The sequence below is a fragment of the Mariniblastus fucicola genome (assembly GCF_008087665.1).
Taxonomy (GTDB): domain Bacteria; phylum Planctomycetota; class Planctomycetia; order Pirellulales; family Pirellulaceae; genus Mariniblastus; species Mariniblastus fucicola.
In genome coordinates this window covers 886,526-909,639 of the sequence record NZ_CP042912.1, presented here as the reverse complement: position 1 = coordinate 909,639, position 23,114 = coordinate 886,526, and the positions used below count along the sequence as shown (strand labels likewise).

Here is a 23,114-nt window from a genome sequence, read left to right as displayed (position 1 = left end):
CTATCCAAATATCATGACAAAAAAAAAGTCCCTCGCGACTTGCGAGCGACTTTAAAATCTTGAATGCGTGAAGCAAACTAACTTGCCAAGGCAAGCTTCTTGCGGCGACTGGCAAGAACGCCAACTGCTCCAAGTGCGAGCAATCCCAATGAACCAGGTTCAGGAACCGCTGACACAGTCTGACCTACTTCGATTGCTTCTCCAACATCTGCAAACGCATACTCTTCGATCGTGAAAGTGTTTACCGGCGAGTCTCCCGCAGCAGTGAGGCGTCCCCAACCAAATTGCTGGCCTGCACCCCCGTCGAAACGAAACGCGAAAAATCCGGATGTATTGACAAACTGGCTGTTCGTATACCCACCGCCATCGGCAAAGTCAGCAAAGACAGAGCCAAGAAAACCCTGCGTTGAAACATTCACCCCTGACGCAAGATTCGACGCGTAGTTGAAGCCTCCACTCGACACACCAACGAGGCTTCCGTAGTACCCACCGTTCCATACCCCAACTAGTGCGCGATCACCAGGGTGGTAAAAATTCAACGCAGCACTTCCATCCAACGCGTAGTAGAAATCACTGTCAGTCGTCCATGTAGTCCCAACTTCGATGTGTGTGATCTCAGCTTCAGCCGAATCAGCACCAGATACCAACGCAGCTAAACCCGCTGCGCTATATGCTGCCCATCTTTTTTTGTTCACACTGGACGAATCGTTCTGTTTATTCATGTTGTTGGCCTCAATAGGTTTTTTTGGGGGATACGGAAGTGTGGCTGTGGTGTATCGATTACCCTCGTTCGACCCTACATTGTGGGCAGAACAGAATGTCCTTTCAACGATTTGGTAACGAAATTTTCCTTAAAACTTCACATATCTACCGGGTGTTCAGATTGCGCCACTTCTGACGTTCGGCCGAAGACGCACGACAGTAGCACGCAGCCGCCAAAAGAGCACCCTAAGGTCCGGCGTAAGCAGGATTCTGCCACAATCCGTCAGGATCAATGCCGGAATTCATTAACCGGCTAGACGCAAAACTCTTTTCATGAATTTCAGGCATTTTCATAGCCAGAGTTGTTTCAAGAGACGGGTTTGTCCTATTCAATCGTGAAGATTCAATCGCACTGAATCCATTGACTCAAGAACTCCCCATGATGTGAGCCTACTGTGAGACTCTACTTATTCTTTCTGGCGGTGGTCGTGCTCACGCATGGCACCAACGGATTCGCTCAAGACGGTCAGCACCGCCCCGAACTTTCCACGTCACAATTCGACGTTCACCCGGAACTCGACGTTACGCTTTTTGCGGCGGAACCGCTACTCGCGAACCCTACGAATATCGACGTCGATCACTCCGGCCGAGTCTGGGTTTGCGAGGTCATCAACTATCGGCAAAAAATCGCCAACGGAGACATCCCTGAACGAACCGAAGGCGATCGTATCATCATCGTCGAAGACTCCGACGGCGATGGAAAGGCCGATGAAACGCGCGTCTTCTATCAAGGCCGCGATGTGGATTCGGCTCATGGAATCTGCGTGCTTGGAAATCGAGTCATCGTGTCGGCGAACGATTCAGTGTTCTATCTGATCGATGACGATGGCGACCTGAAAGCTGACCGCAAAGAAATTCTCTTCACGGGCATCGGCGGTACACAGCATGACCACGGCATTCATGCGTTTGTTTTTGGGCCAGACGGCAAACTGTATTTTAACTTTGGTAACGAAGGCAAACAGATCTGCGATGCGCAAGGCGAACCGATCGTCGACCGAGCAGGCAATGTCGTCAAGGATTCGATTCGGCCATACCAACAGGGTATGGTTTTTCGTTGCAATCTTGATGGAAGTGAATTCGAAACACTGGCTTGGAATTTCCGTAATAACTGGGAAGTCTGTGTGGACTCATTCGGTACGCTTTGGCAGTCCGACAACGATGACGACGGAAACCGGTCGACGCGCATCAACTACGTGATGCCGTACGGAAACTATGGCTATCGCGATGAAACTGATGGCAGCGGATGGCGGTCCAATCGCACGGGCATGCACAGCGAAGTACCGCTCAAACACTGGCATCTAAACGACCCTGGAGTGATCCCCAACTTGCTTCAAACAGGTGCCGGATCGCCGACAGGAATCTGCCTGTACGAAGGCGACGCTTTGCCTGAAGTCTTCCGAAATCAGATTATCCACTGCGATGCAGGCCCAAACATCGTTCGCAGCTATCCGGTTGAAAATGACGGGGCAGGGTATCAGGCGTCTACCGTCAACATGGTCGACGGGGCGAAAAAAAATCAGTGGTTTCGACCGTCAGATGTTTGCATTGCTCCCCACGGAACCTTGATCGTTGCCGACTGGTACGATCCCGGGGTTGGCGGACATCGAATGCGAGACGTCCAGCGCGGCCGTCTGTTTCGTGTATTCGCAAAGGGCACTGGCACAGCCTGGTCGTTTGCAGATCGGCTAACCAATGAGTCAGCGATTGAATGGCTCAAGAGCCCGAATCAATCACGGCGTTTTCTTGCCTGGTCTTTCATCCAGAAGAACAAGCCTGCAGACGTAATCGACGCTCTCTGGAAAACCTGGAGGAACGACTCTAACCCACGGTTTCGGGCACGAGCCATGTGGTTGCTGGGCGAGGTGACCGACGCGCAAGAGAAACTTGAATCGATCGTCGACACGGGCCTTGCCGATTCGGACCCGAACATTCGAATTGCAACGCTGCGGTTCTGCCGTCGATACAGTAGCAAGCTGAACGTGGATGCAGTCGAGAAAAAAATTGATCACGCTGACCCGAGCCTTCAGGTTCGCCGGGAGATCGCTGTGGGTCTAAGAGACATGCAGCCCGCGAATCTGGCAGAGCAATGGATTCAGCTCGCAATGCAGCACAATGGTGATGATCGTTGGTACCTCGAAGCCCTTGGGATTGCCGCAGAAGGCCATTGGGACGCTTGTCTGGACTTGCTGGTGGTCGCGAAAGAAAACGGAAAGATCTCTACCGCTGCGTTCCGAGACATCGTGTGGCGGTCTCGCGGGAGGCAGACTCCGCAACTGTTGATCGAGATCATCAACCAGCCGGATGTGACGGATAGCCAGGTTTTACGATACTTTCGAGCCTTCGATTTTATCAAGTCGCTGTGTTCCGAATCATCACAGCGCGACGCTGAATCGAGGCTTGGCAAACTTGCTTTCGCTGAGCGTACCCCTGGGCAAAAACCGAAAGTAATCTTTCGCGAGTCCACGAATCGAATCCAGCTTGAATCGTTGTCACCAGAACAGTCTGCTCGCATCGATGAAATCATGTCGAACTGCGACGACGCCGAGTTTGTCGAACTGGCTCTGAACTTCGGCGACGACGATCGCGACAAAAAACTCTTGAGCATCGCACTAGAAAACTCGGATAAAAAAGTCGGAGCGGATGCCATGGCGATTTTGATGCGGCGAAAAAAGCTGGGAATGGTGCAACGCGCGTTGGTGACATCAGGTGACGAGCAGTTTGCCCGTTATGTCAACGCGTTGGTTCGCTGTGGCGTCAGGGAGGGTGGACACGTGCTGGCCGGATTCTCGGACGGCAAGGACAAACCAATGGAGCGTCGCGTCGCCGCAGTTCGGGCTCTTGGCAAAACCAGTTCAGGCGCCGGCGATCTTTTGTGGCGAGTTCAGAACGGCAAAAACGATCCGGAGCTGGAACCTGTCATCGCTGCCACACTTCACAGCGCGCCTTGGGGCTACATTCGAGACGCGGCGGCCAAGCACTTCCCGTTGCCGCCATTCAAAGACGCGAAGCCACTGCCTGCGATCGCAGATCTGCTGAAGCGTTCCGGCGACAACAGGAAAGGCGAAGCGATTTTCGCTGGCGTCGGAACCTGTGCCAAGTGCCATGTTGTTAACGGCAAAGGAGTCGAAATCGGACCGGACCTGAGCGAAATAGGAAGCAAGCTTTCTCGGGAAGCAATGTTTGAATCGATTCTGTTTCCGTCGGCCGGAATCAGCCACAACTACGAGAACTGGTTGATTGCGAAAGACGACGGCGAGATCGTTTCAGGACTGTTGCTGACGAAAACCGACGCGACGACGACCGTGAAAGATATCAACGGGATCGTTCACGAGATCGACGCGGACGAAATCGAGCAACAAAAACGACTCAAGCTTTCGTTGATGCCGGCGGACCTGATCAGGGAGTTCAGCGAACAGGAGCTCATCGATTTGGTGGACTATCTGATGTCACTGCGAAAACCAAAATAGTCGCGGTCTTAAGTGACGATCGTGCCGTCGATAAAGTACCCGGCTTGCTCAATAACACGCTCTGCAACCGAAGCTCCCAGTGTGCGACCGTTGAGGTCGCCATCGGTGAAGTGAATTCCTCCATATAGCCGTGAAAGCCCGGCCTCATCCGCGGCGGCGGAAAAAGTATCCCACGTCAGGGTCAACTCTGACAATGGCGTGACGCCCGGCTCAAATCGGGACGAGCTGGCGTCAAATGAAACCGAAGCACCAAACTCATCGCTGCCAGTAAACATCTGCAACACGGCCGCGCCGGCTGCACTGAACGCACTATGCCCAGAAGTGTACTCGGCGAACGGAGGAGAAGGATCCGAACCCGGAGTTTGATATGTCAAGAAGTCCGTCGCCAAAATGGTTTGCGTGCCTCCTTCCGGACTCCACGCTTCGATTGCAAAACCATCAAGTTCAGCATCAAAGTTTCCGATCAGCCCCAGCTCACCAAGCTCGCGAATCGCTCGCACCGGACGGGTATAGTCATAGTGAGTCTTCGCTTCCCAAGTCGCTACGCCAGCATCGAAAATCGCGTTACTGAGGGTGAAAAACATTTGGGCGTCCAGGTCTGTCGAATTGTTGTCGCGAGCTGACACAAACTGGCCAAACGTCATGAACGTGCCCGGCGGGAAAGAAGTCCCTCCACCGTCTTCCCAGAACTCGGCGATCAACTTGTGTTCATCGGTCAAATTCGCGCTGTAAGCAATCACCTCTTCGGCTTGGGCAACGAAAGCAGGATTGATGATGTCGCCAATCAAGCTGCGATCGATATCCAGCACCGTGTTGTTTTCCAGGGTGATCGTTTTGGCATCCAGATCAACGGTTGCATCGACCAGCAAAAAGGGCTCCGGTGCCTCGGGAAGAAAGTCCTCTGACGTTCCAGGAGCAAACGTGGTCACACCGCCCCAGTGCGGCGTCAAAAATTGCTGCGTGCGAATCTCCGTTCCAGGAATTGCATCGATCGGCACCAGTTCGGGGCTCCACGAATCAATTTCGGTCAGGTTGCCGGCAACATTGACTGACTCATACCCCGAGATATCCGAATACGCTACGCCAGCGTCGCCGGACGGATCGTCGCCCAACTGGTTTGAACCATCTTCATGTCGACTTTCCAGCAGAACCTCTGCCATACGATTGCCGATCCCTGCAGGTGTCGTCACGTCGTCGCTTTGATTTGCCGGATTAAGCCCAAGCTGGCGCATCAAGTTTTCGAACGATTGCGACTGGTCAGCGAACAGATCCTCCAGGACTCGATACGCCGCAAAACTCATCGCAGCCTTCTTGTTCGATTCAGTGTTCTCTGATTCGGGACGCTGGAGCTGATCGTTCAAGCCGGTGGATACAGCATCCGCATCATAGGCTGACCACGCATCGTACATCGCAGTGTGCATCATCGCATAAGCCCTTGAAGCGATCGTCGGTCCCGGTGCGGTCACGATCACAGCCTCCTGGACGACTTGATCCCACATCACGGAAACGCTGGGCGTCGGATCTTCGGCCGTGACGTATTGAGTCACGCTGTTCACGTCCAACTGGATCAGCGAAGTTTCAAATGCGGTAGCCAGATCAGACATCCCTTCCTGCATCGAACTGGCGGTATAGTTTCGCAACTCTGGTCCGACGTCAATGAATTTCATTTTCAATTGTCCGAGCGACGACTCAATGGCGCCGTTCTCGTTCGGAGTCATTGACTGGGCTTCGATCGTTTGCAGGTTGGGGTTAAAAGCGTAGCTGTTGGAATCGTTGAACATCGCCGTGTCCACATCGATTCGACCGCGAACGGAAATACGTCCCATGTAGTCTGATCCGACGGTTTCGAAACGGTCATCGCCGTCTCCCATCTCGATATAGGCGTTCCCCCCAAAAGTCGTACCGTTAACCAGAACGGTGTCTTCTCCTGTTTGCCCAAAGAAACGCGTTTCGCTTCGCGCACTCACGCCGTTCAAGCCCAGCACATCCGTTCCACCGCCAGCAATGACGGCAAAGTTCTGCTGCAGTAATGTGTCTTCAAAATAGACCGCGTCATCGCCTTCGCCGGCGTACACCGTGGCTTGATCGCCGAACACGCCGCCTTTGACATAAAGCGAGTCGTTGCCCGCACCCAGCGAAGCAACCATCCCGCCACGCACCGTGTTGCTTCGTGCATCGACCGTGACGGTGTCGTTCCCGTCATTGGCATACACAAACAAACCGGAGAGTTCCGTCGACGAAAATCCTGTCTGCAACGAATCCGAAAATCGAACCTGCGTCCCATCCTGTCCCTGGACCAACTGTGACAAGTCCGACGCGTTGAGGTTGATCGCGACGGAGTTGTCGTTGCTGTCGCAGATCACAACGAGGTCTTCGCCACTCAGATTGGCGAAGACGTTTCCAGCCAGCAGTTGTTTCGGTTCAAGCGTTGCGAAATCCAAACGATTTCTTGATTGTCGTTGACGTGACATTTTGGACCTGATGTTCTGCGTTGAAAAAGACCTCTCCAGTTTTTCAGATCGACAGGAAAAGTTCAACTCGCCAAGGTTAGCGAAAACAAAGAAGCAATCACCCAGGCTCTTCACCAACCCTCAGATTCTCGCCAAATTAACGCTAAATCAAAGCTTCCGGGATTGGAGCGTCGTTTACCTGAGCCAGCGGTTTTTCCCCTTTAAGGCAATTCAGGAGATTTTGAGTCGCCATCATTGCCTGGCGTTCAACGGACTCGTAGGTCCGCGATCCAATGTGTGGCGTGATCACACAATTCGGAGCCGTCAGCAACGGGTGGTCAGCCGGAGGCGGTTCCTGATCGAGAACGTCCGTCCCATAACCACCGACTTGTCCGGATTCCAGCGCGGCCACCATGTCCGATGTGCTCACCAGTTCTCCACGTGCACAGTTGAGAATCATGACTCCTTTTTTCATCGTCGCCATCGAAGCCGCGTTGATCATGTTCTCGGTTTCAGGCGTCAGGTTCGTGTGCAGTGAAACGATATCGCAAGTCGTAAAGATGTCTTCAAGCGATCCTGCTTTCTCGATTTCGTGCTCATTGGCGAATTCTTCCGGCCAGTAAAGATCGTAGCCCATCACCGGCATGCTGAATGCTTTGGCGCGAGTCGAAACCTCTTTGCCAATTCGGCCCAAACCAATGACACCAATCTTTTTTCCCATCAGCTCGTTGCCGGTCAGCCGTTTCCAGTTTCCCTCCCGAACAAAGTTTACTTCTTCGACGAACTTGCGACTCAGGCTTAGCATCAACGCGAAAGTATGCTCGGCAACGGTCGTGTGATTGACGCCAGGGCAAAACAGCAGCGGAATTCCTTTTTCGGTCGCGTACTTCACATCGATCTTGTCGACGCCAATTCCGTACTTCGAAATGATTTTCAATCGTGGCAAACTCTTGTCGATAACGGCTTGCGTGATCATGTCGTCGCCACACAAAAATGCGTCAAACTCACCAGCCAGTTCCAGCATCTTGTCTTCCGAAAGCGGTCCTCTTTCGCGATGAATTTCGGCTCCAATGCTGTCCAACAATTCGTGGTGCGGTCCGGGAGTGTCCTGATAGGAGGTCGTGGTCAGTAGGATTTTGGTCATGGAATCGTCGCAAAAAAGTCTGGTAACATATCAAGGTATCAAGTTTAAGTTAACGTCCTGAATTGACGAGCCTACAATCGGAACTCCTGTCAATTTCAGCCCCTTTCCCTGACAAGCCACCTCTCCATGAATGTCGCACAAATAATCGAAGCCAAACGCGAAGGCAAAGAACTGGACGCGGATTCGATTGGGCAACTGCTCGCCGGATACGCAGATGGCTCTGTGCCGGACTATCAGATGTCAGCCTTCGCGATGGCTGTTTTTTTTCAGTCGATGACCAAGGACGAAATCGTTTCGCTCACACGCGCGATGATCAATTCCGGCGACACGATGAAATGGGAATCCAGCAAGCCAGCGGTGGACAAGCATTCGACCGGTGGTGTCGGTGATAAAATCTCCATCGTGCTGGCCCCTATGCTGGCCTGTTGTGACGTGGAAGTCCCGATGATCTCTGGCCGCGGACTGGGCTCGACGGGCGGAACACTCGACAAACTGGAATCGATTCAGGGATATCGCACGGATCTGTCGTCGGACGAATTTCGCAGCATTGTGAACTGGTGCGGTTGCAGCATCGCGAGTGCGAGCGAGAAACTGGCTCCGGCTGATCGCAAGCTTTATGCGCTTCGCGATGTTACAGGAACCGTCCCATCGATTCCTCTGATTGTTGGCAGTATCCTTAGCAAGAAAATCGCTGCCGGTGTGGATGCTTTGGTGCTGGACGTAAAATGGGGCAGCGGTGCGTTCATGAAAACGATCGACAAAGCCCAGCAACTGGCGGAGATGCTGACTGTTGTCGGCAATGAATTGGGCACAAAGACGATTGCCGAAATCTCGGACATGAATCAGCCACTTGGAAAGATGATCGGCAACTCGGTCGAGATCGACGAATCCGTTGAGGTTCTGCAGGGGAAAGGCCCCGACGACGTGCGTGAGTTGACGCTGCTTCTGGGCAGCCGTCTGCTGGTTGCTGCGAATGTTGAGCAGGACGTCGAGGCGGCGTCGCAACGATTGCAAACGACGATCGATGACGGTTCAGCGCTGAAGAAACTGGCTGAAATGGTCGAAGCTCATGGCGGTGATTTGAATCAACCGCGGGAGCGTGCTGACAGCCACCCGGTGACGTCGATGGAATCTGGAACCATCTCACGTATCAACACGGATCGACTTGGATTGGCCGTGATCGAAATGGGCGGCGGTCGCAAAAAGATTGGAGATCCGATCGACCACGCCTGCGGCATCGAGTTTCTGGTTCGCATCGGCGACAAGATTAATAAAGGCGATGTGGTGGCCAATGTTTTTTGTGATGCAAAACTGGCTGCTGTCGCGACGAATCTGGTGGGCGCTTCGATCGGGATCTAGGCACTGTTTGACAAATTGATTTTCATGTCATCAACGTGGCCAAACAGTGCCTAGATTAAGAATTGCGGATCGTATCCGTTGGAAACGCATGGAGATTTACGATGCTGATAGTGGACGCTTCTTTGCTTGCCAACAAAGTCGAAGCCTTCGTTGTGCTCCCCCTGACCCTTGTTGTCATGCTGGGAATCGTTGGTCTGATCGTCTGGCTGGTCCGCAAATACGAAAAGAAACGCACCGAAAATCTGGCTGCGATCGCCCAAGAGCTGGGACTTGAGTTTACCGCTGAAGGCAGCCCCGACCTGCAGGAGAAGCTTTCCGTTTTTCCGATGTTCAACAAGGGCCGATCTCGCAAAATGAAGAACGTCATGACCGCGGAAACTGAATCGACGGGCCTGGCAATTTTTGAATACCAATACACGACAGGCAGCGGCAAACAATCTCAAACTCACCGCTTCACCATGGCCGCGATGCAGACGGAGTTGGCTTTGCCACACTTCACGGTCCGTCCGGAAGGATTCCTGGATCGAATTGGTTCGGCGATGGGGTTTCAGGACATCGACTTTGAGAATCATCCGGAGTTCTCGAATGCGTTTGTGCTCAAAGGCCACAACGAGGTCGCGATCCGCCAATTCTTTGACCAACACATGTTGGACCTGTTTGCAAACAATCGAGGAGTCTACGTTGATGCAAACGGTGGACTGCTGACGTTTCGAAAACCGGGCAGACTAAAACCTGAGCAGATCTCCGAATTCATGGCGGAGGCTTATGAGTTTCTCAGTGCGTTCGGTGGGCCAGAAGAGTCGTGATGGCGAGGTGGATGACGCAATTGCGCATAAAAAAACGACGCCCATCGAGCGTCGCTTTGTTTCAGGTAACCCCAGCCAACTATTGGCCTGAAGGTTCGCCGTTGGCTTTCTCCATGTACTTTTCCACGATGTCGCGGTACTTGGCAGGAAGCTTTTCCTTGATCGCGTTGTTTGCCGGATCTCGGCTGCGGTCGCGAAGTCGACTCCACGGACTGGCCGGTGTGTCCTCGTAAGTTTTGACTACGGCCTTGCCGTCAGCAGCTTTAGCATTCTTACCGCTCTCACTTTTCTTCTGCTGCGGCTTCTTGCTGGCTTGCTGTGGCTTCTTACCAGCCGAAGGCTTGTTCTCGCCTGGCTTGTTGCAATTTTTGCAGCTGCCTGAGCACTCTTTCTTTTCAGCTTCCTTGATCAGCTTGGTCAGCATCGTGACGACTTTTTCCTGCTCAACCTGAGTCGGATCATCTGTCTTTTCAAGGTCCAATCGCCGACGGGAATATTCCATTCGCTGATGGACATCGTCCAGCTTTCCTTCTTCGATCGTTTGCAATCCCTGAACCTGACGCCAGGCACTGACTCGCATCCGCTCAGGAGCATCCGGATTCGAATCGAGGAACTCAACGAACGAATCGATCGCTTTTTGATTTTCCAGAAGACCGGCATGGGCGACGCCAAGATAGTAATCGCTGGTGCCCGTGTGCATTGTGTGGTCGGCGTAATTTTTCTTGAGCGACTCAAGCAACGGCAGCGCGGATTCAAACTGCTCTTCGTTCATCAGCGTGCGTGCCAGGAAGAACGATGAATCTGCAGCCAAAAATTTGTCAGCAGATTCGGTCAGAGGTTTAAGCAGCTTGACTGTCTTTTCAGAATCATCGACTTCCGACGAATCAATGGCAGTCCCGTACTCCGGGTAGATCGCGATCAGCCCGGCCGTGATCGCTTCGCCAGGCGAGTCTTCACTAAAGGCATCGATCGATTCTTCCGCGAGTGACTTTTGCGAGTCCTTCACGTCGAGTGATTGAACGTGATCGCGGAACGAATCCACAACATCGGTTTCTGCGGCAACCGAGGGCAGGCAGAGAAACATCCCAAGCAAAGCTGCAGTCAAAAAGTTCCAGCGATTTACGCTCATTGTTTCACCTTATATTTGGACAAATCGTCGATCCAATGATAGCACTTGATAAACCGTATTTCCACGCGAAAGTTCTGCAAGCAGAGCCCTATTGCTGGGCATCTTCCATGATTCGCTCGGTCATCTCGATGATTTTCCGCTGGATTTCCGCGGCATCATCGGACTCTTTCCGCAAAATTTCGGCGAGGTCAGGGTTATCTCTCATTTCCTCAATTTTTATTGTGCGACGGTTCACTCGACGCTGCCGCATGCGAAGCATCTTCAGCTCGGCACTCTTTTTCAGCAACGGTTGTTTGCCGCCGCCTCCGCCGCCTCCACCGCCGCCGCCTTTCTTTTGTTCTTCTTTGAGCGCGTCGATCAGATCCTCGATCGTGGTTTCAATTTCCTTTTGGACAAGCTGTGTGTACTGAGTCGTTTTCTCGGATTGCAGAAGCTCGCCGGCTTCCACCAGGTCTTTCTTCAAGTCCTCAACGACCTCCGGAAATACGACGCTGGTTCCGTCTTCAACAAGCAAGTCATAAGCCTGTTGTCCCAGTTCGTGGATTTGAATTTCTTCTGTCGCCAAACGCAAAATCAACAGCTGATCGCGGCGGCGTATTTGTCCAAGATTCGTACGTTTGTCGTCGAGCTCGATCGTCATAATCGAAGCAATTTGCTGACGCTTGAGCATCTCGCTGAATCGCGATTCGAGGCGAGCCAGTTTTTCCTCGCGGGTTTCCTCACGAAGCTGCTTCAGACGTTCCTCGAGTTCTTCGATCGTTTCCTCAAGTTTCTCTTCGGCCTTTTTCTGTTCCTGTTCGGCTTTCTTGGAGTCATTTTTATCCAGGTCATCAGCCGCCTTTTTCATCGCACCGCCGGCCTGTTCAGCCGGCTTCTGTCCAGCCTGATTTGGCTTGCCAGGCTGCTGGCCTTCCTGTTGCTCGTCCTTGGACTTGGGAGCCTTTTTCATCTCCTCAAGGATGTCCATTGTTTTGTCGCGCGTCCGACGCTGCTTGTCGGCCAACTGCTTGAGAGCTTCCGGCGGCAACGACTCGAGACGACGTTGCTCTTTCTTCAGTTCCTTGAGCGCTTCTTCGAGTTCTTCCTTCGCAGCCTCTTGTTGACGTGCAGCGTCCTGAGGTTTGCCACTGGCCAGTTTTTCTTCTGCCATCCGTTGCCTTTCGGCGGCCTTGTCGAGCTGTTTGGAACCGGGCTGCTGCGGCTTCGGTTGCTGCTGCCCGGACTTCTGTTCGCCAGACTTACTTTCGCCGGGTTTACCATCCGAAGGTTTACCATCCGAAGGCTTGCCGTCTTTCTTCTCACCAGGCTTGCCGTCGGAAGGCTTGCCATCTTTCTTCTCGCCGGGTTTGCCATCGCCAGGCTTTCCCTCGCCTTCCTGCAGCTTTCTCTCCAAATCCTCTTTTCGCTTCTGCAGCTCTTCCAGTTTTTTGTCTTCCTTGTTCTCCGAATCCGAACCGTCCTTCTTTTCGCCGGGCTTGCCGTCACCGGGCTTTGCATCAGTTGGCTTTCCATCGGCGTCTTTTTTGGCACTGACCTGATCGCCAGGTTCGTCCTGCTTCATTTTCTGTTCGCGAATCGCGTTCGCCAACTCTTCGGTCTCTTTGCGAATCTGAAACTGTTTGTCCGCGAGTTTATCAAGCTTTCGCAACCCTGATTTCAGGTTGGCTTTCGTTTCAGAAATGTTCTCGTCCTGCTGCTTGATCAAACCTTCAAGCTTTTTGATCTGAGCCTTGAGATTTTCGATCGCCTGCTTCTTGTTTCCAACCTTCTTGTTCTCTGCAGTCTGCTTTCGTTGCTCTTCCAGCTGTTTTTGAATCTCACGCTTAAACTTTTCGAGCGACGCGATTTCTTCTTTCTTCGAGACCGTTTTTTCCTTGTCGTTGGTCAGCAATCGAATCATCGACTCGAGCACCTGAATGACTTCGTCGAGCTCTTTATCGGCTTCGGCAAAACTGCCTTCGTCCAGCAATGCACTGACATTGGCCATCTTCTTCGACAGCGATTGCTCTTTCGATTTCTGATACGTTTTGATCAGGCGATCAGCACGCTTGGGATCTTTCTCCCGAATGCGTTCTGCCGCGGCAGTGAACATGGCTTCAAGCTCGACCATCTTCCGCTCAACCTGACGCTGGCGAACCGCGAGTTCGGACTTTTGATCCTGAGTATCCTGAGCGAACAGGTTGCCGCAAAACATCGCAAATGCGATCGAAAGACAGACGGCCAGTTTCGGAAAGCTGTTCATGGCAAGCTCCAATGTGCATATGTTTGGCGGCTCAGGCCTCTCACCTGAACATCCGCAGGCCCCAAGCCTACGCCACCGTTTTACTCGTCATCAAAGATATCGTCGGGATCGGCGTCGTCAAAAATATCCTTCGGTTTCATCTTCTCCTGATTCGCTTTCTTGATACCTTCCTCGATGCTCTTCAGTTCCAGCAGTTTATTGAGGAAGTCCTGAAAGGATCTCGAATCGTTCATCGCTTCGAGAATAACTTTCATGCGTTCAAGAATCAGTTGTTGTGTCTCGCCCGTTTGCTGGACAGCTTTGTCGAGCTCCGGCGGATTTTGCTCCACGCGACGACAGTTGTCGAGATACTGGGTCGCCAGCGTAATCAATTCGGTATCAAGTTCACGAATCGGTTGGATGATTCGGTTGTTGTAGCGTTCTTCAATGCCAGGCCGGCCAGGAACGACTTCTTTTTCGGCTTCCTCAAGCCGGTTGTTCCCGATCTCGACAAGGAACTCTTCGAAGCGTGTCGCAATCCGATCGATCGCGGTTCCAATGCCTTTCTGGTCGCGGACCAAACCAAGCAGTTTCATTTCGCGTTGCTTGTGAAAGTCAACTTCGCTCTGGCCACCTTCCGGTCGGCTAATCGAAAGTGCCTCCAACTCTGTCGCAAGTGAAAGCTGAATCTCATAAGCCTGCTCAAACGCTTTGCGTTGCTCGTCTTCGCGACGCAACAGGTCGGCTCGCAATTCATCATCGGTCACCACTCGCAGCAGGAACTCCTGAGACTTGCCCTCGCCAGGCGTATCGGGCCGATTGTCGTGAGCCACGACAGCCAACCGCAGGCTTGTCCCTGGCGGCAATTGCATCGGCAGGATATCGAACACGGCTACATTTTCCGCGCTTCGCCACGGACTGGATTCCTGCTGTTCGAGCGTCGCAATCATGGCGGTTGTAGACTGAGCCTGATCTGGTTGCGGTTGCTCCGTTTTCCAGTTGGCCGCAAACTGAATATCCTGCAAACCGTACTCATCGGCCACCTGATATTCGGTTGGCAACATGGCCCGAGTCGAAATCAAACCGCTGATCCCGAGCAGTTCAGCCCGAACTCGTGGAACCGCGTCTTCTTTGAGCGAAAGCGTAAACTTCGATTTCCGTGCGTTGCCCAAGCCACCTTCATCGGAAAGCGAAAATTCATAAGGTCCGCTGACCAGCTTTGAATCCTTTCCAGGAGAAGCCGTAAACGTCAGCCCGTCTTCGGCCAGCTTCATCGGAAAGACTGTTTCACCGCTTTTCAAAACGGCAGTCTCGATCGGCTTGTTCGTCGTCGCATTGACCTCCAACCAACTTCCCGCCAACACTGGATGCGGCCCATCGCCTTTGAGCGAAACCGGATCCGCCTGCGTGTAGCCAGGCAAATGGACTTTCATATCCAGCTCCACAATTGCTGGCGGTTCGACCAAATCGACAGAAACCCACTCGGTCACATCATCGCCGCCGCTGGCTCTGAATCGGAAAGTCGACGAAATATTGTTGAACACAAAAGCGTGTTGGCGACCGTCCAGTTTTCCGGTCGGCTTCATGCTGTAAATCGTACGACCGCCGCCCGAATTTTCGATCTCCAGATTCAGGCTAATGTCGGTCACTGTCGAATCTTCGGTGATCTGGACCAGTTGTCGATGGTTCACACCGCGAGGCAACGTTACGACACCGTCTTTGGCGCCAACGATTTCCAGATACGTCCCTTGAGGCCACTGTTGGTCACCCAGCAAAATATTTCGATTAAACCAGGTGCCAAGAAAGTTCGTTGTGCCGACGCCGACCCCCAGCAGTACCAGGGCGACTGCTCCGACGCCAAGGATGCCAAGATTCTTGCGGTGCGCGTCACGGTCGATGACTTTGCCAAAGTCAATTTGCTGTGCGTCTTTGATGCCTTTTTCGATCGACAACGAAGCCAGTTCCCGGGAAACGCCAACAGATTCGAAATCTTCAACTCGCGAAAGCTCGACGCTGCTGATGATGCTTTCTTTGAGCGAACCGTTGCCGCGTTCGATCTCATGCAGTAACGCGTCATTGCCAGGCATGGCAGCGAGGGGCTTGAGCAATCTCCAGAACAGGAACAGGGCCGCGACGACGATCATTACGCCCAACATGATCAGCCGCTGGCTGAAGTCCATCTTAAAGACGCGATCAATCAGGATGTCCAACAGCAACACGCCCAGCACGATCAACAACCATCGCGACAGTCCGCGCACGACAATCCATTGAGTCAACTGAGACCGCAGGGCCGACAATCGATCAAGAATCGTTTTGGGAATTGATTTGTTCGGTTTAGCGTTCATTTACAACAACTTGTACCATTTTCGCGCGGCCCATTCGATTGTCAGCAACACAACGGGCAGCAAAAAGATTAGCCAACGCAACTTGGGGCTGGCATCCCACAGCGGTTCTGGCGGACTGTTAAACGTAAAACGCTCAACCGTGTTCGGCAAAACGTCAGGAAGCTTTCTGATTGAATCAAGGCGAAAATATTGCCCGCCTGAACGATCCGAAATGTCTCGCAACAGTTTCTCATTGAGCCAGTACGATCCGGTTTCAGCACTTGGCGACACCACTCGAAAGGAGACCGGGTCAATTAGCTTTTCCGCAGAGTCACCGATCTTGACCGTTGCTTCGTAGGCGCCGATTCGCGTCGCCGGAAACGAGCCTTCGTATCGCCCTTCCTGGTTCGGCAGCAGCTTGAGCTTGATCGTTTGCTCGCGACCGTCGTCGGACTTGATCACCGCATCAAACGTCGGCTCTTTGGAAGGTTTAAACTGCTCATCCAACAACCGGGCCACCAACGTCACACGCTGACCAAGTTCGTATTCGGTTTTCTCGCGATCAATGAATCCGCGGCGCGATCCCTGCAAGGAACGTGTCTCGACCAGAAAACGGACAACCTGAATCCAAAACCGATCAAAGTATTGAGCCTGCAAACCGATTGGACGCCAGCGCCACGTTCCCTGGAAACCGAGATACAAAACGGAACCGGCACCGAAACGGCCGGACACCATCAGCGGTTGGTTGCCTTCGGCGCTAACCTGATCACCACGCTCCATCAACACCCGAGCCGTCGGCTTGGCCCGTGAAGCAGGAAAGCTCCAATAAATCCCGGGCATCAGATTCCAGATCTTGAGATTCTCTTCCGGTTCGCTGCGAAAGCTCATCACCGGATGGTCCATATTGAAAGGGACCAGCAGCATTTTGCCAGCGCGGTCATCGGTCGCCGACGCGAGGGCTTCGTTGACTTCGATTTCTTCAAGATCACCAAAGCGAACCGGGACGATGTCGCGAAATGGTTTCAGGCTGGGTTTGGTCAGAAACTCGCTGGAGAACTGCGGCCCGGCCATGAACATCACGCCGCCGGCTTTGTATTCGCAAAAGTCCTTCAACAGTCCGACCCAGCGATCGTCGAACTCGCTCGGATCCGGATCAAGCAAAAGAATAACGTTGTACTGCCCCAGCTCTTCAATCGTCTGCGGCAGTCGCGTGATCGGCGTGTTGCCTTCCTGCGGACGTGATTCGTCCATCGACTGCAGCCAGCAGCTGAGATCGATCGTCTGATCTCGTTGCAACAGCTTGTAAACCTGTTGGTAGTCCCAGTTCGGCAAACCGGAAATCAGCAGCACCTTGACTTTCTCGTCGACGACTTCCAACTGCGATGACACCAACTCATTGTCGTCAGTGTCGGTTTCGTCGGGCAGCGTTTCACTGCGAACCGTGTAGACGTACTTTCCAGGGCGATTGGTCGCGTGCTGAAAATTCAGCCGGATGCGTCCGCCGTTTTCAGGCACGTTGACGCTTTCGGATTTAACTTCGATCGGCTGGGACAGCTTTCCTGTCGAATCGCGGCGCTGTTCAAGCAAGGCGACCTTCAAACGGGCGGGCAAATTGGTTTCGTTGCGACGACTGGTCTGCACGACGGCTTCGACCTCAAACGGCTCGTCCGGATAGGCTTTGTTGCGAACGTAGACTTCTTTAACAGCAACGTTTTTGGGCGGATTCGGATCACCGACGCCAATCGTGTAGATAGGAATATCCAGCGAGGCGGCTTTCTCGGCCATCTCCAACGGATCACCATTGCCGTTGTGCTGGCCTTCGCTGATCAACACGATCGATGACGGCGTCGTTGTCGCATCGAGCACATTCTTTAGCGCCTGCCAGATGTCGGTCGCGGCGCCCGACGCAATCAGTTCCGGCAATTTTACATCGACAGATTCCGTTGCCGGATCTTCTTTAACAGGCGAGTCTTCCACCGCCGAATCCTGTTCATCAGAGCCCTTGCCCGCGGCAGCCTGGTCGAGGTCTTCTTGCGTGATCGATGGAATCAGCTCGTACGGCGTGGAGCCATCTGCAAAGTCCACGACATGCACGGGGCCCTTGAGTCGCATTTGCTCCAGAATTTCCGGGTGCTTTTCAAAAGCACGATTCAACAACTCGGTTCGTGAAATCGATCCGGCGTCGATCGAATCCGCATCCAGCCCGGTCAATCCAGCCAACAGTTTGACCTGTTCGTCATTGCGATACAAATCCCCGCGTGCCAGCGACAAACTGGAATCGCGCAGCAACTCGATCGGCGGTCGAACTTCGTCGACTTTTTGAAAATAGAGCGATGGTTTGAGAAACAGTAGCACCAACAACAGCAACACAAACAGGCGAATCCCGGCCATCAACATTTTGACCGGCATCGGACAGGTGTTGATCTCGCGTTTGTAAAGCCAGAACACTCCGTAGCATAAAAGCCCGACGATCGCGATCAGCACAAACACGCCCCAGGACTCGGGAAGGTTCGCCCACTGCAGCGCAGGCGTTCCCGTGCGGTCGGGGCGTTCGCCAACAAGCCACTGCAAGATTCCGGAATTTTCAGCGATCAGGTTCAACTCTATTCCTCTTTCGGTGACAACGCGTACAGTCGAGATGCACCGTGCACCCAGATTCGCTCGCCATCGCTATATAAATTTCCAACCGGAGCTTCCGTTCCCAGGAAAGCTTCGACCTGATTCAGAACTTCCGCGCGGCCCTTTTTGGCCTTGAGTCCGAACCGCCAGATCGCGTTGCCGACCGGCACGAAGACTCCTTGCGGCGTCACCATGCCACGGCCTGTCGAGTTTGAGCCATCGAACATCGGCTCGCCACCCCACGCAACGTAACCTTCGGCTTTGAGATCGATCGCGATGATGGTCTGCTTGCCGCCGAGGTACAACAGATCTCCCCAGGCTCCAATGATGTAGTCAACTTTCGCGCCGTATGGTCGCAAACTCGTTTTCCAAACCATCGAACCGTTATTGCGATCGATCGCAACGATCTCATCCGTATCGCTGCACAGACAAATTAACTCGCGACCATTAGGCAGGATCACGTCACTGCTCCAACCGTCGAAGTCTGTCATGATCGAATTGAACGAGCGACGCAGTAAATCATTGGTCTCACCCGAGCGTGTATAGCGTTTTGCAAAGCGAATTTTCCCGGTCGTCGGATCGACCACAAACAGGACTCCCGTCCCGCAAGTCACAAACAGGTCGCTGCCGTCAATCGTCAAGTTGATCGGAGACGTCGCCACCGAACCCGTTTCGGGCTCGTCGCACAGAAACGCCGACCAAACAGTTTGGCCTTCGTTCGCCGGATCGATTCCATAAAGATGAATGGCTCCGTTCTGATTCACTGGAACGATTAGCAGATCCGCGAACTTGACCGGTGCCGCCATCATTCCGCCACTGCGAAGCCAGCGATCAGTCTCGTCGATGTCCTCAGGTTTTTTCGTCGGATCATAGGAAGGCGACTCGGGAATGTTGACTCGCGGCAACCGCCACAGCATTCGCCCCGACTCACTTTCGTAAGCCGTCAGGAAATTGGTACGCGTCCGGCGAAAGTTCACGTTCCAGCCATGGTTCACCTGTCGCGCGGCCGCGTGTCTGCTGCGATCATTGAATGATTTGCCTTCGATCGTATAAACGACTCCGTCAAGCATCGACATTTGCTGGTGAATCAGGTCATCAAAGTGCATCGTTTTCGGGAACAGAGCCAGCTTGGTCGCCGAATTGACCTGACGGCCCGTGCGACGAATATTGATTCTTTGCCGCGCGCCAGAAAGTTGCTGCTTGCGAGTCGTCGCCGGATCAACCTCAAACACGTTTCGCCAAACACTGCGCCAGGAAGCAAAATCTTCGATGTCAAAACCTGTGCTTCTGGGTTCGGATGATTTGTCTTGCAGAGGATCGGGCGAAGAGGCAATCAAGTCCGCGATCTTTTTTCGGTCAAACGCGATCACGTCTGCAGGTGCCTTGAAATAGATCTGGTTTTCGTCAAACAGCAGATGGCCTGCCGGACGCCAGCCTTTCTCAGCCCACTCAGCAACCATCTTTTTCTCGACCGGATTGCGAGTCGAGGCAGCGTACTCGCCATGGCTTTTTTCGCCGGCAAGCACTTTGCCGATCGTTTCCGGGCGACTGATGTATCGATCGTCGCGCGGCGGCACAAAGAACTGCCACTTTGCAACCTGATCCACCGTGAACGAGGAATCTGGAAGAGACGGCATCGCCGCAAGCCGCTTTGAATTTCCGTGCGAAGTCTTCCACTGAGAGAGCGCTGCATCACGCGTGTCCGTTGGCGCGATGCTGACAATCGAACGCTCAACAGCATCGATCGCTGCCGAATCGGCGCCGTATCCACGACCGGCCGAAAGCGAATCGCGAGCCAAATCCGGGTTCCCCATAAACGCATGGCAAATCGCGATCCTGGCATGGACTTCGTCGAGCGAAACTGAAGGGTCAGGATGCTGGGACGCGATCTTCCTGAACACGCGAAGCGCTCCTGAAAAATCGTGACGGTCAAGGTACAGACAACCCAACCGAAACGCGGCGTCGTCTCCTTCAGAGCTAACGAAAAAGTTCCCTGCAACTCGCATCAATGCTGCAATGTCGTTCGGATCATCGGCTTCGGCCAAAATCTGTTTCGCAGACGCATCCGCCGTCACACGATAAATATCCAACGCTTCGGCAGGAAGCTGGGCAAGAATCTGCTCGACCTGATCACTGATCGAGTAGTAGTTGATTTCGTCTTCGCTGTAGAGCGAATCGCCGCTGCGTTCGAGCACCGCCTGCCACAGACGTGTGGCGACACGAAAGTTACCTTCGCTTGCATGACGGTTGGCTTTGTCGAGCAACGCTTCGAGATCGGGATCCGTTTTAAGAACCGCGCCGGCAACTTCCTGAGCTTCTCCATCTTCAGAGCTCGCTCTGCCAGCCGCTACATCCAAAGCGCCAAACACACGAACGCGTCGCAGCGCTCCCGGCTCGATGATCACCGGATCGGCCAGTCGACGCAGTTGTGCGAACGCATTGGGGACGGCAAACCCAAACACGAGAACAGTGACAGCAAGGATCCGAATGCAAGGTATAGCTTTCATGACTATCTCTTTCGCCCCCACCAGTATGCCAACAGTTGTTCGGTCACCAAAACACCGAACAGGATCATCAAAATCTGCAGCCAAATCTCCGTGTTGCTACCTGAAACCGACTGGCTGGCCAACTCCTCGCCAGAAATCAGTTGCAGGTTCTTGCCCGAGAAAAAGTCTTCCTGCTCAGTCGGGGCCAAACGATCCAGCCGACTCTCCTGCGGGTCGTAATTGGACGCATAGAGCGTCGATTCAGTTCCGCCATCATGTCGCTGAAACTTCAAATCGTAAAAACCGGCTCGGCCTGTGTTTTCAAAGGTCACTTCCTGAATGATTGCGTCAGAATCCTCAGCATCGACAGGCTTGGCAACCGCTTCGACCGACTCTTCAGCCGGATCTCGCAGTGTCGCGCGGTTCGCGAACGCACTCAAATCAATCGGTTGCGAAATCGTGTCGCCTAACAAAATCGTCGAAGCTTCTTTGGATTGCCCCAACAGGTAATCGATCAAGTCGATCATCACCGGTGCATAGGTTGGACTGCTGGGCCACATGGTCCAATCGCCATCGCCAGGAATCGTGAACACGATGACGCGTCCATTGCCGAGAGTACGATCCACCATCGCCGGAGAATTGTCTTTGTCAGTCAAACGCAGCGGAACCGAAACCGTTTTGCCGATCAGATTTTCGTCCAGAATCGAAGTCCACCAGCTGAACACATCGATTTTGCCAAGACTCGAAGCGTCGCTTTCGAGGATCACGCGAAGCGACGGGTGGACTTGCGGGTCGGGCTCAAAGTTCACCCAGCGGCTCATCGTCGGATCACCGGCCATGCGATCAAGCTTCAACGGCGAAAGCCCATCACCACTTCGGTGAAACGCATCGTTAAATGTCGTCGCCCGAACACGATTGCCCGGCATGAAAACCAACGATCCGCCGTCTTCGACCCACTTGGTCAACTCCTTGATTCGATCGGGAGATGCCTCATCGACGTTACACAGAAAGATGATTTGAAAGTCCGCCAGGGAAACAGTTTCCAGCTCACTAACGGTCACATCCGTCATCGACAACCCCGTGCCAGGCACGTTCAGCGATTGCAGATAATGCGTTTCGCTACGTTCCGAGATCGCCGAAGGATCGCCGTCGACCAGCAGCACAGGAATGCCTTCGAGAATCCGGGCGGCGTAAAATCGCGAACTGTCTTCGATCAGCTGATCCTGCTTCAGATCTTCACCCAGCGACTGACGGTCGATCTCAGCGCGAATCCGAAAATTTCGAACGCGGCTCTTACGCTGCAAGTTTTGATTCAGCAAATCGTTCGGGGCAGGGCGGTTGAAGAAATAGTTGAAAACCAGTGTTTCTGTTTTCCCGGGACCGAGGACTCCGATCGATTCGTATTCTGCCTGAGCGTCGTTGACCTGAAACAGGACGCTGATTTCGTTGACCGTCTGTTTGCCAAAGTTCGTCACGTCGACCAAAAAGCTGACGGATTTGTCCGACACCAACAGCCCATCAGGACGAATGCCGGTGATGGCGAGGTTCTGATCCTGCTCGCCACCCGTATCGACAACAAACGTGCCGACTGAGTTTTCGCCGATTCGCTTGGCAACATTTCGCGGCGCCGCTTCAGCATCCTGATTGGCGAGCGGGCGCCAGTCGCGGTCTCGCAAGTCAGAATAGATGTAAACAGCCCGACCAACATCTTCACGCTGGCCTTGCAAATACCGATCAAGCTCACCTAACGAAGCGCTGTAGTCGGCAACCTGATCTGAACAGTCAATCTGCTCAACGACCTGCAAAATCTCCGGCAACGTGCTTTCAGTTAGCGGCTTATAGTCGATCAGTCGCTGCGACGGGTCGCTGGTCAGCCAAACGCTCACCCAGTCTTCGCTTTCATTCGAAGACGCGAAACCACGCAACAAATCCTTGACGCTTTCTTTGGTCTTTTGCATCGCTGGTATCGAATCAACCAGCACGCGTTGCGACAACGAGTCGTCGATCACGATGATTCGCTCAAGCTGACGCGTTTGCGAAAACGCTCCGATAACATTCGATGGAAGAAAAGGTCTGGCCAGCATCAGGGCAATCAGCAACATCGCCAAACAACGCAGCAACAGCAGGATCATGTTTTCGATCTGGACGCGGCGTTTGTTTTTCTTTTCCGCGTCAAACAGAAAGTCCATGGCTGCCCATTCGACAATCTTGAAGCGTCGTTTGTTGAGCAGATGGATCAGGATCGGCGACGCAACCGCGAGGCCACCCATCAGCATCCATGGATTGAAAAACCAGCTAAGCATATTTGTTTTGGATTGGTTTGGGAGTTTGTGCTCGCCGGAAGCCG

The 23,114-nt window shown here is 53.3% G+C and carries 12 protein-coding genes; 3 read left to right on the top strand and 9 right to left on the bottom strand.

The window, feature by feature from the left end; genetic code table 11:
• Positions 1-77: 77 nt before the first annotated feature.
• Complete coding sequence (locus MFFC18_RS03295; RefSeq protein ID WP_075085228.1) at positions 78-722, bottom strand: PEP-CTERM sorting domain-containing protein; 645 nt, start codon at positions 720-722, stop codon at positions 78-80.
• Between the two features lie 435 nt (positions 723-1,157).
• Here MFFC18_RS03295 and MFFC18_RS03290 point away from each other — a divergent pair, with 435 nt between their 5' ends.
• Positions 1,158-4,229, top strand: coding sequence for a PVC-type heme-binding CxxCH protein (locus MFFC18_RS03290; RefSeq protein WP_084417221.1), 3,072 nt, complete (start codon positions 1,158-1,160; stop codon positions 4,227-4,229).
• A gap of 8 nt (positions 4,230-4,237) precedes the next feature.
• On the opposite strand, the gene MFFC18_RS25205 is transcribed toward MFFC18_RS03290, so the two are convergent.
• Positions 4,238-6,700, bottom strand: a complete 2,463-nt coding sequence (locus MFFC18_RS25205) for a vanadium-dependent haloperoxidase (RefSeq protein WP_075085230.1) — start codon at positions 6,698-6,700, stop codon at positions 4,238-4,240.
• Between the two features lie 142 nt (positions 6,701-6,842).
• Complete coding sequence (locus MFFC18_RS03280; RefSeq protein WP_075085231.1) at positions 6,843-7,823, bottom strand: phosphoglycerate dehydrogenase; 981 nt, start codon at positions 7,821-7,823, stop codon at positions 6,843-6,845.
• A 126-nt stretch (positions 7,824-7,949) separates the two neighbouring features.
• Between MFFC18_RS03280 and MFFC18_RS03275 the strand changes: the two genes are divergently transcribed.
• Together MFFC18_RS03275 and MFFC18_RS03270 are read left to right on the top strand one after the other, a co-directional pair.
• Positions 7,950-9,182 carry a thymidine phosphorylase gene (locus MFFC18_RS03275; RefSeq protein ID WP_075085232.1) on the top strand — a complete coding sequence of 411 codons (1,233 nt, stop codon included), beginning with the start codon at positions 7,950-7,952 and terminating at the stop codon, positions 9,180-9,182.
• A 101-nt stretch (positions 9,183-9,283) separates the two neighbouring features.
• Positions 9,284-9,988: a hypothetical protein gene (locus MFFC18_RS03270; protein ID WP_075085233.1), complete on the top strand. Its 705-nt coding sequence runs from the start codon at positions 9,284-9,286 to the stop codon at positions 9,986-9,988.
• A gap of 79 nt (positions 9,989-10,067) precedes the next feature.
• Here the strand turns inward: MFFC18_RS03270 and MFFC18_RS03265 are convergent, their stop codons facing one another.
• The 6 genes from MFFC18_RS03265 to MFFC18_RS03240 all read right to left on the bottom strand — a co-directional run bounded on the left by MFFC18_RS03265 (position 10,068) and on the right by MFFC18_RS03240 (position 23,070).
• Entirely contained in the window at positions 10,068-11,117 is a 1,050-nt protein-coding gene (locus MFFC18_RS03265; RefSeq protein WP_075085234.1) for a tetratricopeptide repeat protein, read from the bottom strand.
• Positions 11,118-11,205: 88 nt separating this feature from the next.
• The gene (locus MFFC18_RS03260; protein WP_075085235.1) at positions 11,206-13,359 is read right to left on the bottom strand and encodes a hypothetical protein; all 2,154 of its coding nucleotides are present in this window, start codon (positions 13,357-13,359) and stop codon (positions 11,206-11,208) included.
• An 80-nt stretch (positions 13,360-13,439) separates the two neighbouring features.
• Entirely contained in the window at positions 13,440-15,683 is a 2,244-nt protein-coding gene (locus tag MFFC18_RS03255; protein ID WP_075085236.1) for a hypothetical protein, read from the bottom strand.
• On the bottom strand, positions 15,684-18,263 hold the full coding sequence (locus MFFC18_RS03250) for a VWA domain-containing protein (protein WP_075085237.1): 2,580 nt from the start codon (positions 18,261-18,263) through the stop codon (positions 15,684-15,686). It abuts the gene before it with no gap.
• A 2-nt stretch (positions 18,264-18,265) separates the two neighbouring features.
• Positions 18,266-20,788 carry an outer membrane protein assembly factor BamB family protein gene (locus tag MFFC18_RS03245; protein ID WP_084417222.1) on the bottom strand — a complete coding sequence of 841 codons (2,523 nt, stop codon included), beginning with the start codon at positions 20,786-20,788 and terminating at the stop codon, positions 18,266-18,268.
• A gap of 2 nt (positions 20,789-20,790) precedes the next feature.
• Complete coding sequence (locus MFFC18_RS03240; RefSeq protein ID WP_148618610.1) at positions 20,791-23,070, bottom strand: BatA domain-containing protein; 2,280 nt, start codon at positions 23,068-23,070, stop codon at positions 20,791-20,793.
• Positions 23,071-23,114 lie beyond the last annotated feature (44 nt).